We start from the raw sequence: 594 nt of genomic DNA on the forward strand, positions 1-594 counted from the left end.
TCGCTATTGTAAAGGGTACCAAAGCTCAGGATGTCATTGATGTGATTCATAAAATTTCAAGAGAAAGACGAAACATGGTTAAAGAAGTTACTGTAGATATGGCTGGAAATATGAATTTAATTGCTAAAATATGTTTCCCGAAAACAGACATTGTAACTGATAGATTTCATGTTCAAAAACTAGCCTCAGAAGCGGTGCAAGAAGAACGTATTAGTTTAAGATGGGAAATCATAGATCAGGAAAATAAAGCAATATCAGAAGCTCAAAAAACAGATAAACACTATCAACCAGAACTTCTTAGAAACGGAGATACTCATAGACAGTTGCTCGCTAGAAGTAGGTATTTATTATTTAAATCCAAAACTAAGTGGACACCAAGACAAATTGAAAGAGCAGAAATACTATTTCAGTTATATCCAACCATTGAGAAAGCATATAATCTCTCACAGGGATTAAGATATATTTTTGAAACAAATTCAGATAAAAATGTAGCTAGATTAAAATTAGCACATTGGTATGATAAGGTACATAAATCAGAATTTAAATCCTTCAACACCATAGCTAAATCTATACAAATACATTATGATGCAATAC

The 594-nt window shown here is 31.6% G+C and carries 1 protein-coding gene; it reads left to right on the forward strand.

Going from position 1 to position 594, the window contains the following annotated elements:
- Window positions 1-594 (forward strand): ISAon1 family transposase (locus MPF19_RS19165; RefSeq protein ID WP_249989867.1); only part of this gene is annotated, 594 nt, incomplete at both ends.

This window comes from Polaribacter sp. Z014 (assembly GCF_023555435.1).
In the GTDB taxonomy this organism is placed as follows: Bacteria; Bacteroidota; Bacteroidia; order Flavobacteriales; family Flavobacteriaceae; genus Polaribacter.